The organism is Mesorhizobium sp. M0410 (genome assembly GCF_040321435.1).
GTDB lineage: Bacteria > Pseudomonadota > Alphaproteobacteria > Rhizobiales > Rhizobiaceae > Mesorhizobium.
This window is the reverse complement of the sequence record NZ_JAMYRN010000001.1, coordinates 377,104-388,846: the sequence shown is the minus strand read 5'-3', so window position 1 is coordinate 388,846 and position 11,743 is coordinate 377,104. Positions and strand designations below refer to the sequence as shown.

Below are 11,743 nucleotides of genomic sequence, written 5' to 3'. Positions count from 1 at the left end.
AAAAAGTTAAGGCCTAGTTTGTTGAGAAATCAGCGGATTTCGTCTGCAGGCCTATCCCGACGCAGGGATTTCATTAATGCGTGTGGACAAGTGGTATTTTTTTGGTATTGTTTTCTGGATTGGAGGACAGCGGATGGCCGAAACGCGCACCGAAGCGCTTCACCGCAATGCCGAGGGACTGGACATCCAGGCCCCGGACGCCATCCTTTCCTCTTTGGCCAACGCACAGATCGAGGCCGCCAAGGCCGTACGCGGCGCCATTCCTGCCATTGCCGCGGCCGCCGAAATTATCGCAACCCGGCTGAAAAGCGGCGGCAAGCTCGCCTATGCGGCCGCCGGCAGCTCGGGCCTGATGGCATTGGCCGATGCGCTGGAACTGCCGGGCACTTTCGGTATCCAGCGCGACCGCATCGCCATCCTGATCGCCGGCGGCGACGAAGCTTTCAGGACACTGGCCGGCGGGCCTGAGGATGACCTTGACGAAGCTTCGGCAGCGGTCGCCGCCGCCGGCATCGGCAGTAGCGATTGCCTGATCGCCGTCTCGGCCAGCGGCTCGACACCTTACGCTGTCCGGGCGATCGAGGAAGCCAGGCGCCGCGGTGCGGCGACGATTGCCGTCGCCAACAACAGGGATGCGCCGCTGCTGCGGCTGGCCGACATCGCCATCCTGCTCGAAACGCCGCCGGAGCTGATTGCCGGCTCGACGCGCATGGGCGCCGGCACCGCCCAGAAGATCGCGCTCAACATGCTGTCGACGCTGGCCGCCATCCATCTCGGCCATGTCCATGACGGCTACATGGTCAACCTCATGGCCGACAACATCAAGCTGCGCGACCGCGCCGCACGCATCGTCGCCGCCGTCAGCGGGCGCGACAAGGACGAGGCGGCGCGCCTGCTCGAAAAGAGCGGCGGCGTCGTCAAGACCGCCATTCTGCTCGCCGCCGGCGCCACCAGCGCCGACGCGGCCGAGAAGATACTGGAAGGGACCGGCCACAAGCTGCGGCCAGCCCTTTCCGCGATCGAGGGGAGCAAGGGGCGCAATGCCTCTGTTCTCATCAAAACCGAACCTGAAAAAGGTCAACAGGGAGACTGAGCATGACAACGAAGCTACTGACGGCACTTCTTCTCGGCACCAGCATTCTCGGCTCCGCCGGGGTGGCTTACGCCGACGACGTAACGCTCAACATCGAGAGCTGGCGCGGCGACGACCTTGCCATCTGGAAGGACAAGCTGATCCCGGCCTTCGAAGCCAAGAACCCGGGCATCAAGGTGGTGTTCGCGCCGTCGGCGCCAACCGAATATGACGCCGCCCTCGGCGCCAAACTCGCCGCCGGCTCGGCCGGCGACCTGATCACCTGCCGCCCGTTCGACAAGTCGCTGGAGCTCTTCAAGAAGGGCAACCTCGCCGACATCTCGACCCTGCCCGGCATGGATAACTTTTCCGACGTCGCCAAGGCCGCCTGGCAGACCGACGACGGCAAGTCGAGTTTCTGCGTGCCGATGGCCTCCGTCATCCATGGCTTCATCTACAACAAGGACGCCTTCGACAAGCTCGGCATCAAGGTGCCGGAGACGCGCGACGAATTCTTCGCCGCGCTCGACAAGATCAAGGCCGACGGCACCTACATCCCGATGGCGATGGGCACCAAGGACCTCTGGGAAGCGGCGACCATGGGCTACCAGAACATCGGCCCGAACTACTGGAAGGGCGAGGAAGGCCGCCTGGCGCTGATCAAGGGCGAGCAGAAGCTGACTGATCCGCAGTGGGTCGAGCCCTTCAAGGAACTGGCCAGGTGGAAGGACTATCTCGGCGACGGCTTCGAGGCGCAGACCTATCCGGACAGCCAGAACCTGTTCACGCTCGGCCGCGCCGCCATCTACCCGGCCGGCTCGTGGGAGATCGGCCTGTTCAACACGCAGGCGCAGTTCAAGATGGGCGCCTTCCCGCCGCCGGTGCAGAAGGCCGGCGACACCTGCTACATCTCCGACCACACCGACATCGGCATGGGCCTCAATGCGGCCTCGAAGAATGCGGATGCGGCCAAGACCTTCCTGTCCTGGGTGGCCTCGCCGGATTTCGCCACCATCTACGCCAACGCGCTGCCGGGCTTCTTCAGCCTGAACAACACCCCGGTGAAGATGGAAGACCCGCTGGCCCAGGAATTCGTCTCCTGGCGCGGCAAGTGCAAGTCGACGATCCGCTCGACCTACCAGATCCTGTCGCGCGGCACGCCGAACCTCGAAAACGAGACGTGGGTTGAATCGGCCAACGTCATCAACGGCACCGACACGCCGGAAGCTGCCGCCAAGAAGCTGCAGGACGGCCTCGACAGCTGGTATAAGCCGGCGAAGTAAGAGCGCGGCGAAGCGTTGTCTCCCCCCTCGATGGGGAGATGTCGCCGAAGGCGACAGAGAGGGTCGGTCGAGGCAGGCTGCGGCTTGATCGCTGCTGGAAAGCACGGTCGAAACCACGATGGCGGGCCGCATCGGCCGACCCCACCCGCCTCGCTGTGCGAGGCACCCTCCCCTCGAGGGAGAGGAGGCGCCGCGCCCTTTGACGGCAATTGCAAGACCTGATCCGGGGACCGAATGCATGGCCGCAGCACCGAAAAGACCGTTCCGTTGGCATATCGGCGTTTTCCTGGCGCCGGCGTTGCTGGTCTATACGGCGATCATGATCCTGCCTCTGGCCGGCACGCTGCAGCTTTCCTTGTTCCGCAACATCAATCAGTCGCAGGTCTTCGTCGGACTGGAAAATTTCCGCATGCTGTTCGGTGATCCCAACTGGTCGGTCAATTTCTGGAACGCCCTCAGGAACAATGTCTGGTTCTTCGTCATCCATATGCTGGTGCAGAACCCGATCGGCGTCCTATTGGCCGCACTTCTGTCCAGCCCCAGGCTGCGGTTTTCCGCCTTCTACCGCACGGCGATCTTCGTGCCGACGATCCTGTCCTTCGTCATTGTCGGCTTCGCCTGGAAGCTGATCCTGTCGCCGCTATGGGGCGTGGCGCCGCATATGATGGACCTTGTCGGCCTGAAAAGCCTGTTCACGCCCTGGCTCGGCAAGGCACAATATGCGCTGACCGCGCTCAGCCTGATCTCGGTGTGGCAGTTCGTCGGCATCCCGATGATGCTGATCTATGCGGCACTGCTGTCCATTCCCGAAGAGGTGATCGAAGCGGCCGAATGCGACGGCATTACCGGGATGGCGCAGTTCTGGAAGATCAAGCTGCCGCTTATCCTGCCGTCGATCGGCATCATCTCGATCCTGACCTTCGTCGGCAATTTCAACGCTTTCGACCTGATCTACACCGCGCAAGGCGCGCTGGCCGGGCCGAACTATTCAACGGATATTCTCGGCACCTTCCTCTACCGCGCCTTCTTCGGTTTCCAGCTGCAGGTCGGCGATCCCAACATGGGCGCGGCGATCGCCACGATGATGTTCCTGATCATCCTCGGCGGCGTCTGCGTCTACCTGTTCCTCGTGCAGACGCGCTTGCGTCGCTACCAGTTCTGAGGCGCGACATGAGCACCGCAACCCGCTCGCTGCCCCGCATCATTGGCGCCCACGCGATCCTGTTGACCTACACCGCCATCGCGCTGTTTCCGGTCATCCTCGTCATCATGAATTCGTTCAAATCGCGCGCAGGGATTTTCGGCGCGCCGCTGACGCCGCCAACGCCAGGGACCTTCGACCTGATCGGCTACGCCACGGTGATCGGCCAGGGCGACTTCATCCACTATTTCCAGAACAGCCTAGTCGTCACCGTCGCCTCGCTGTTCTTCGTGCTTCTGTTCGGCGCCATGGCTGCGTTCGCACTGTCGGAATACCGCTTCCGCGGCAATTCGCTGATGGGGCTCTATCTGGCGCTCGGCATCATGATCCCGATCCGCCTCGGCACCGTCGCCATCCTGCAGCTGATGGTGGCGAGCGGGCTGGTTAACACGCTGACGGCGCTGATCCTGGTCTACACGGCGCAGGGCCTGCCGCTTGCCGTCTTCATCCTGTCGGAATTCATGAAGCAGGTCTCGGACGATCTGAAGAATGCGGGCAGGATCGACGGCCTGTCTGAATACACCATCTTTTTCCGGCTGGTGCTGCCGCTGGTGCGCCCATCGATGGCGACGGTCGCGGTCTTCACCATGATCCCGATCTGGAACGATCTGTGGTTCCCGCTGATCCTGGCGCCGTCGGAGGAGACCAAGACAGTGACGCTCGGCGCCCAGCTGTTCCTCGGCCAGTTCGTCACCAACTGGAACGCCATTCTGGCGGCACTGTCGCTGGCGATCATGCCGGTGCTGATCCTCTACGTCATCTTCTCGCGGCAGCTGATCCGCGGCATCACTTCGGGAGCGGTCAAGTGAGTTCGCAACAACCTCTGCGCGTCGTCGTCGCCGGTCTCGGCAATATGGGCCGCAGCCATGCGCTGGCCTACCATACCAATCCGGGCTTCGAGATCGCAGCACTGGTCAATCGCTCCGACGTGCCGTTGCCGGGCGGGCTCGCCAGTTATGGCATCAGGCGCTCCTTTGACCAGGCGTTGCGCGACGAGAGTCCTGACGTCGCCTGCATCGCCACCTATTCCGACAGCCATGCCGACTATGCGGTGAGGGCGTTCGAGGCCGGCTGCCATGTCTTCGTCGAAAAGCCGCTGGCAACCACCGTCGCCGATGCAAAGCGCGTGGTCGCGGCAGCCAAGGCCAACGGCAAAAAACTGGTGATCGGCTACATCCTGCGCCATCACCCGTCCTGGATCCGGCTGATCGCCGAGGCGCGCAAGCTCGGCGGCCCTTACGTGTTCCGAATGAACCTCAACCAGCAATCCTCCGGCCATAGCTGGGAGACGCACAAGCAGCTGATGCAGACGACGTCGCCGATCGTCGATTGCGGCGTGCATTATCTCGACGTGATGCTGCAGATCACCGACGCCAGGCCGGTCGAGGTGCGCGGCATGGGGCTGCGGCTGACCGACGAGATTGCGCCCACGATGTATAATTACGGCCACCTGCAGGTGCTGTTCGACGATGGTTCGGTCGGCTGGTACGAGGCCGGCTGGGGGCCGATGATCTCGGAGACGGCCTTCTTCGTGAAGGACGTGATCTCGCCCAATGGCTGCGTGTCGATCGTCATGAAGGAGGGCGTCAGGTCCGACGACATCGACACCCACACCAAGACCTCGACCATCCGCCTGCACAGTGCGGCGACCGGCGCGGACGGCAAGTTCGCCAAACCGGACGAGATGCTGTCGATGGAGGGCGAGCCTGGCCATCAGGATCTCTGCGATCTCGAACAGGCATTTGTGCTCAAGGCGATCCGCGAGGATCTCGACTTGACCCGCCATATGGACGACGCGGTGAAGTCGCTCGCCGTCTGCCTTGCCGCCGACGAGAGCGTACGCAGCGGCCTCGCCGTGAAACTCTAGAACAGGGACGAAGCCGTGGGCTCGCTGAACATCGAGAATGTCAAAAAGGCCTTCGGGCCGGTAGAGGTGCTGAAGGGCATCAACCTCGAGGTGACGGATGGCGAGTTCGTCGTCTTCGTCGGTCCATCCGGCTGCGGAAAGTCGACGCTGCTCAGGGTCATTGCCGGGCTGGAGGACTCGACCTCGGGCCGCGTGGTGATCGACGGGGCGGACGTCTCCGCCACCCCGCCGGCCAAACGCGGCATCGCCATGGTGTTCCAGACCTATGCGCTCTATCCGCATCTGACGGTGAAGAACAACATGGGCCTCGGCCTCAAGCAGGCGGGCACACCGGCGGCCGAGATCGACCGCCGCATCGGCATCGCCTCGTCGATGCTGTCGCTGGAGCCCTACCTCGAGAGGCGGCCGGCCGAGCTTTCCGGTGGTCAGCGCCAGCGCGTCGCCATCGGCCGCGCCGTGGTGCGCGAGCCCAAGCTTTTTCTGTTCGACGAGCCGCTGTCCAACCTCGATGCCGCGCTGCGCGTCAACACCAGGCTGGAGATCGCCCAGCTGCACCGTCGGCTGAAGGCCACGATGATCTATGTCACCCACGACCAGGTCGAGGCGATGACACTGGCCGACAAGATCGTCGTGCTGAACGCGGGAAAGATCGAGCAGATCGGCGGACCGATGGAGCTTTACAATTCGCCGGCAAATGAATTCGTCGCCGGCTTCATCGGCTCACCGAAGATGAACTTCGTCGACGGGGCCAGGCTTGGCGAGACGGCCAAGACCATCGGTGTCCGTCCCGAGCACCTGACCGTCGATGCGAAATCCGGTGCCTGGAAAGGCACGGTTGTCCATGCCGAACATCTTGGCGCCGACACCAATCTCTATCTCGACTGCGAGAAGGCTGGCTTGATCACCGTGCGCATTTTTGGCGTCTATAACGCCGAACCTGGCGCCACGCTGTACGCGACGCCGGATCCGGCGAAGACGTACCGGTTTGGGGCCGATGGGAGGGTGCTGAAGTAGCCCTCTTTTCCTTCTCCCACAAGGAGAGAAGGGAGGGTGCGCTACACGTCAGCCCTGAACGTCTGCTTCTGGATGCCCAGCCCTTCGATGCCGAGCTCGACGACGTCGCCGGGCTTCAGGAACACCGGCGGCTTCATGCCGAGGCCGACGCCGGGCGGCGTGCCGGTCGAGATGATGTCGCCGGGGTGCAGCGACATGAACTGGCTGAGATAGGACACGAGATAAGCGACGCCGAAGACCATGGTCTTGGTCGAGCCGTTTTGCATCGTCTTGCCGTTGACCGTCAGCCACATCGGAATGTTCTGCGGGTCATTGACCTCGTCCTTGGTCACCAGCCACGGACCGATCGGCCCGAACGTGTCGCAGCTCTTGCCCTTGGTCCACTGGCCCTGGCGCTCAGCCTGGAAGGCGCGCTCGGAGACGTCATGCGCGACGCAATAGCCGGCGACATAATCCAGCGCCTCGGCCTCGGTGACATACTTCGCTTTTCTGCCGATGACCACGCCGAGCTCGACCTCCCAGTCGGTCTTGACCGAGCCGCGCGGGATCAGCACGTCGTCATTCGGCCCGACAATAGCCGAGCTTGCCTTCATGAAGATGATCGGTTCCGGCGGCACGGTAGCGCCGGTTTCGGCGGCGTGGTCGGAATAGTTGAGACCGATGCAGATGAATTTGCCGGTGCCGGCGACGCAGGCGCCGATCCGCGGCTTGCCGGAAACTGCCGGCAGCGATTTCGGATCGAGCTTCGACAATGTCTCGAGCGATGCCGGGTCAAGCGTCTTGCCGGCAATGTCGGTGACATAGGCGGAGAGGTCGCGGATCGTTCCATCGGCATCGAGCAGGCCGGGGCGTTCGTTCCCCGCCTCGCCATAGCGCAGCAGTTTCATAGAATTCCTCTCCTTGATTTGAGATGAGCTTAGATCGACCAGCCACCGTCGATATTATAAGCCTGCCCCGACGTATAGGTGGCGCCGGCCAGATAGACGGCGAGATCGGCGATTTCCTCGGGCGTGCCGAGGCGGCCCATCGGCTGGCGGGCGATGAAGGCGGCGCGAGCTGCTTCGTAGTCGCCCTGCGCATGCATGCGATCCTGCAGCGACGGGCTTTCGACCGTGCCCGGACAGATCGCATTGCAGCGTATGCCCTTGCCGACATAGTCGGCGGCGACCGATTTGGTCAGACCGATGACGGCTGCCTTGGTCAGCCCGTAAACGAAGCGGTTCGGCACGCCCTTGGTCGAACTGGCCAGCGACGCCATGTTGATGATCGAGCCGTCGCCGCGTTCCAGCATGCCGGGCAGCACGGCGCGGATGGTGCGGATCATCGAGCGGACATTGAGATCATAGGCGAAGTCGAGATCGCCGTCCTTCATCTCGAGGATTGAGCCGGAATGGACGAAGCCGGCGCAATTGAACAGCACGTCGACGGTGCCGATCTCGGCAAAAGCGGCATTCACCGCCTCGTCGTTCAGCACGTCGAGCTTGCGGGTCTTGATACCGGGCGTCTTGCCGAGATCAGCGAGCACCACCTCGTTGATGTCGGTGGCATGGACGATGGCGCCGGCCTTGGCGAACGCCAGCGCACTTGCCCGGCCGATGCCTTGCGCCGCCGCCGTGACGACAACGATCTTGCCAGTCAGATCTGCCATGCTTTTCTCCTCGCCCGTCTTTAATCGTTCGGCTTTTTACCGGCACAAGGCCGGGCGCAATGTGCCAGGCGGACAGTACCATCCCGCCTGTTTCGGTATTCGCCTGCCGCCCAAATGTTTTTTCTCGGTAAAGAACATCTGTTGGCCCGTCAAGCCCGGACGTCCCCTCCGGGACACTCAGTCGCCGTAGGGCACCCAGACGTTCTTGACCTCGATCGCACGGCGCAGCAAGGCATCGCCGGCTGCTTCGCTCGATGCCCAGTCGAGGCTGTGGCCGTTGCCGGTCCAGACACGCTTGAGATTGCCGATGGACTCGGCCTCCGCCTTGGCACAGGTCTCGGCATCGGCGAACATCCAGAGCCCGTCGACATCGTCGTGCTTGGCCAGCACGCCGGCCAGCTCGGCGCTACGGCCGGTGACGATGTTGATGGCGCCCGCCGGAACGTCGGAATATTCGATGACCTGGTAGAGGTCGGTGGCAAGCAGCGGGTATTTTTCGGACGGCACGGCGACCACGGTGTTTCCCATGGCGAGCGCCGGTGCCATCAGCGAGATCAGGCCAAGCAGAGGCGCATTGTCCGGTGCGATGATGCCGACGACGCCGACTGGCTCGTGCAGCGCCAGCGTGACGGCGCGGGCCGGCGGCTGGTGGACGCGGGCCTCGAATTTGTCGGCCAGGCCGGCGTAGAGGAACAGGCGCTCGATCGACAGCTCGACCTCTTCGCGCGCCGCCTTGGCGGTCGCGCCGGTGAGCTGGGTCAAACGGGCGGCCAACTCGTCGGCGCGGCCGGAAAGATTTTCGGCCACGTAGTAGAGTACCTGGCTGCGGTTGTAGGCGGTCGCCTCCGGCCAGGCCTTGCAGGCGCGCGCGGCCGCGACGGCGTCGCGGATATCCTTGCGGTTGCCGAGACCGACCTCGCCGGCAAGCTTGCCCTTGGCGCTGGCGATGGCCAAGGAATAATTGCCGTCCGGCCGGACCTGCTTGCCGCCGATGAACAGCTTTGCCGTGCGGTCGATGGCGCCACCTTCCGCCTGCTCGACAGGTTGGGCAGAAGACGTTGCCGGTTTGATGATCGGGCCAAGCGGCAGTTTTGCCGAGAGATATTCGAACATGCCCTCGCGCCCGCCTTCGCGGCCAAAGCCGCTCTCGCGATAGCCGCCGAAACCGCAGGAGGCGTCGAACATATTGGTGCCGTTGATCCAGACGACGCCGGCCTTCAATTGCGGCGCGATGTGCAGGGCAAGATTGATGTTCTCGCTCCACACCGAAGCGGCCAGGCCATAGCGTGTGTTGTTGGCGAGCTCGATCGCTTCCTCGGTGTTGCGGAAGGTCATAGTGGCGAGCACCGGCCCGAACACCTCTTCCTGTGCCAAGACGTTAGCCGGCGAAACACCGGTCGCCAGCGTTGGCAGATGGTAATAGCCCGCGGCGGGCAGTGCCGAGTCCGGCTGCCAGCAGATCGCGCCCTGCTTGGCACCTTCGGCAATCAGGCCCTTGACGCGATCGAGCTGAGTCAAATCGACCAGCGGGCCGATATCGGTGTTCTTGTCGAGCGGGCTGCCGACGCGCAGCCGGCTCATCCGCGTCTTGACCTTGGCGATGAAGGCGTCGGCGATCCCTTCCTGCACCAGAAGGCGCGAGCCGGCACAGCACACCTGGCCCTGGTTGAACCAGATACCATCGACTAGACCCTCGACGGCGCTGTCGAGGTCGGCATCCTCGAAAACGACGAATGCCGACTTGCCGCCAAGCTCCAGCGACAGTTTCTTGCCCGAGCCGGCAGTGGCCTTGCGGATGATCTTGCCGACCTCGGACGAACCGGTGAAGGCTATCTTCTGGACGCCGGGATGGTTGACGATTGCCGCGCCCGCCTCCGGCCCGCCCTGGACGATGTTGACGACGCCCTTCGGCACGCCGGCGCGTGCGCAGATCTCGGCAAACAGGATCGCGGTGAGTGGCGTGAATTCCGCGGGTTTGAGCACCACGGTGCAGCCCGCGGCGAGCGCCGGCGCGATCTTCCAGGCGAGCATCAAGAGTGGGAAGTTCCACGGGATAATCTGGCCGACGACGCCGACACCCTTGTGGCCGGGAAAATCCCGGTCCAGCGCCTGCGCCCAGCCGGCATGATGGATAAAATGGCGGATCGCCAGCGGCACGTCGATGTCGCGGCTCTCGCGGATCGGCTTGCCATTGTCGATTGTCTCAAGCACCGCGAACAGCCGTTGGTGGCGCTGCATGGCGCGGCCGATGGCATAGAGCACTTTGGCTCGGCTGTAGCCGGTGCTGGCGCTCCATTTCGGCAGCGCTTTTGTGGCGGCCGACACCGCCGCGTCGATGTCGGCGGCACCAGCGTCCGACACCTTGGCCAGCAGCTTTCCCGAGGACGGATCGCTGGTGTCGAAGGTTTTGCCTTCGCTGGCTGCCTTCCAGTCGCCGCCGATGAACAGCGCCTTGCCGAAATCCCGCGCGGCCAGCCAGGCATCGGCCTCGTTGCGGGCTTCCGGCGCCAGCCCGTAATCCATGGCGTGATAGCGTTCGAGAATGTTCATGAAGCGCTCCGAATCACGCCATCGCGTGGCGATGATTGGCCGAGTAGTGGCCGGTCAGATGATGCTCGAGCTGGCGCTCGATATCGGTCAAAAGGCTCGATGCTCCGAAGCGGAACAGCTCCGGCTCCAGCCACGGCCGCCCCAGTTCTTCTTTGATTAGCACCAGCCAATCGAGCGAAGCTTTTGCCGTGGAAATGCCACCGGCCGGCTTGAAGCCGATGAGATAGCCGGTTTCCTCGAAATAGGCGCGGATGGCGCGCACCATGGCAAGGCCGACCGGCAACGTCGCGTTGACGCTTTCCTTGCCGGTCGAGGTCTTGATGAAATCTGCACCCGCCATCATCGCCACCATCGAGGCGAGCATGACGTTGCGCAGCGTGGCGAGGTCGCCGGTGCCGAGGATCACCTTCAGATGCGCCTCGCCGCAAGCGGCGCGCATCGAGACGATCTCGTTATAGAGCTCCTGCCATTTCGCCCCGAATACCAGGCCGCGCGGGATGACGACGTCGATCTCGTCGGCGCCGTCGCGGACCGATGCTTCGATCTCTTGCAGGCGCGTCGAAAGCGGTGCAAGTCCATGCGGGAAGGCGGTCGAAACGGCGGCGACATGGACGCCGCTGCCGCGCAGCGCTTCGACGGCGGTGGCGACGAAGGGATGATAGACGCAGACCGCCGCCGGGCGGATCTTTTCACCAGTAATGCCGAGCCCTTCGACGATGTCGCGACGGAACGGGTTGACCGCCTTGGCACAGAGCCGGCGCACGCGCTCTTCCGTGTCATTCGAGTTCAGCGTCGTCAGGTCCATGCAGGCGACGGCGCGCAGCAGCCAGGCCGCCTGGTTATCGGCCTTGATCGACCGTCTTTTGGTCAGGCTGGCGACGCGGCGTTCCAGCGCCGAGCGGTTGACGCTGCGCATCGATTCCATGAAGCCGAGATCGAGCCTCATGCCGGGATTGCGGGCAATGCCATGGGCTTGCGGCATCGGCACATTGGCGGCGGCGCGCGCCGGCAGCGGCGTGATCTTGGACGTGCCGAGATCGGTGTCGCGGATTGTGCTGCTCATCTCCTGCCCCTTGTTCAGCGAATTATGCCGAAGATAGACCGTGAA

Annotated in this window: 10 protein-coding genes; 6 read left to right on the top strand and 4 right to left on the bottom strand. The window is 63.5% G+C overall.

Features of this window, described 5'->3' with window-relative positions:
• The first annotated feature begins 133 nt into the window (after positions 1-133).
• The 6 genes from NKI63_RS01970 (at position 134) to NKI63_RS01945 (ending at position 6,437) form a co-directional block, all read left to right on the top strand.
• Positions 134-1,093 carry an N-acetylmuramic acid 6-phosphate etherase gene (locus NKI63_RS01970; RefSeq protein WP_352686222.1) on the top strand — a complete coding sequence of 320 codons (960 nt, stop codon included), beginning with the start codon at positions 134-136 and terminating at the stop codon, positions 1,091-1,093.
• Positions 1,094-1,095: 2 nt separating this feature from the next.
• Positions 1,096-2,355: an ABC transporter substrate-binding protein gene (locus NKI63_RS01965; protein ID WP_352686225.1), complete on the top strand. Its 1,260-nt coding sequence runs from the start codon at positions 1,096-1,098 to the stop codon at positions 2,353-2,355.
• A gap of 238 nt (positions 2,356-2,593) precedes the next feature.
• Positions 2,594-3,517 (top strand): carbohydrate ABC transporter permease, encoded by a 924-nt coding sequence (locus tag NKI63_RS01960; RefSeq protein WP_352507070.1) that lies wholly within the window; start codon positions 2,594-2,596, stop codon positions 3,515-3,517.
• Positions 3,518-3,525: 8 nt separating this feature from the next.
• Positions 3,526-4,365, top strand: coding sequence for a carbohydrate ABC transporter permease (locus NKI63_RS01955; protein ID WP_352507069.1), 840 nt, complete (start codon positions 3,526-3,528; stop codon positions 4,363-4,365).
• Entirely contained in the window at positions 4,362-5,423 is a 1,062-nt protein-coding gene (locus NKI63_RS01950) for a Gfo/Idh/MocA family protein (RefSeq protein WP_352507068.1), read from the top strand. The genes NKI63_RS01955 and NKI63_RS01950 overlap by 4 nt, the downstream gene beginning before the upstream one ends.
• A gap of 15 nt (positions 5,424-5,438) precedes the next feature.
• Positions 5,439-6,437, top strand: coding sequence for an ABC transporter ATP-binding protein (locus tag NKI63_RS01945; protein WP_352476910.1), 999 nt, complete (start codon positions 5,439-5,441; stop codon positions 6,435-6,437).
• A gap of 41 nt (positions 6,438-6,478) precedes the next feature.
• Here NKI63_RS01945 and NKI63_RS01940 read toward each other — a convergent pair whose 3' ends face one another.
• The 4 genes from NKI63_RS01940 to deoC form a co-directional block, all read right to left on the bottom strand.
• A complete protein-coding gene (locus NKI63_RS01940; protein WP_352507067.1) occupies positions 6,479-7,324 on the bottom strand; it encodes a fumarylacetoacetate hydrolase family protein in 846 nt (281 codons plus the stop codon).
• Between the two features lie 29 nt (positions 7,325-7,353).
• Positions 7,354-8,085 carry an SDR family oxidoreductase gene (locus NKI63_RS01935; RefSeq protein ID WP_352507066.1) on the bottom strand — a complete coding sequence of 244 codons (732 nt, stop codon included), beginning with the start codon at positions 8,083-8,085 and terminating at the stop codon, positions 7,354-7,356.
• Between the two features lie 177 nt (positions 8,086-8,262).
• On the bottom strand, positions 8,263-10,635 hold the full coding sequence (locus NKI63_RS01930; RefSeq protein ID WP_352820334.1) for an aldehyde dehydrogenase family protein: 2,373 nt from the start codon (positions 10,633-10,635) through the stop codon (positions 8,263-8,265).
• A 13-nt stretch (positions 10,636-10,648) separates the two neighbouring features.
• A complete protein-coding gene (gene deoC / locus NKI63_RS01925) occupies positions 10,649-11,698 on the bottom strand; it encodes a deoxyribose-phosphate aldolase (RefSeq protein WP_352820333.1) in 1,050 nt (349 codons plus the stop codon).
• Positions 11,699-11,743: the final 45 nt, after the last annotated feature.

Excerpts from the sequence above, each read along its gene's own strand:
- NKI63_RS01935 (WP_352507066.1), bottom strand. The coding sequence starts at position 8,085 with ATGGCAGATCTGACTGGCAAGATCGTTGTCGTCACGGCGGCGGCGCAA.
- deoC (WP_352820333.1), bottom strand. The coding sequence starts at position 11,698 with ATGAGCAGCACAATCCGCGACACCGATCTCGGCACGTCCAAGATCACG.
- NKI63_RS01960 (WP_352507070.1), top strand. The coding sequence starts at position 2,594 with ATGGCCGCAGCACCGAAAAGACCGTTCCGTTGGCATATCGGCGTTTTC.
- NKI63_RS01940 (WP_352507067.1), bottom strand. The coding sequence starts at position 7,324 with ATGAAACTGCTGCGCTATGGCGAGGCGGGGAACGAACGCCCCGGCCTG.
- NKI63_RS01965 (WP_352686225.1), top strand. The coding sequence starts at position 1,096 with ATGACAACGAAGCTACTGACGGCACTTCTTCTCGGCACCAGCATTCTC.
- NKI63_RS01930 (WP_352820334.1), bottom strand. The coding sequence starts at position 10,635 with ATGAACATTCTCGAACGCTATCACGCCATGGATTACGGGCTGGCGCCG.
- NKI63_RS01970 (WP_352686222.1), top strand. The coding sequence starts at position 134 with ATGGCCGAAACGCGCACCGAAGCGCTTCACCGCAATGCCGAGGGACTG.
- NKI63_RS01955 (WP_352507069.1), top strand. The coding sequence starts at position 3,526 with ATGAGCACCGCAACCCGCTCGCTGCCCCGCATCATTGGCGCCCACGCG.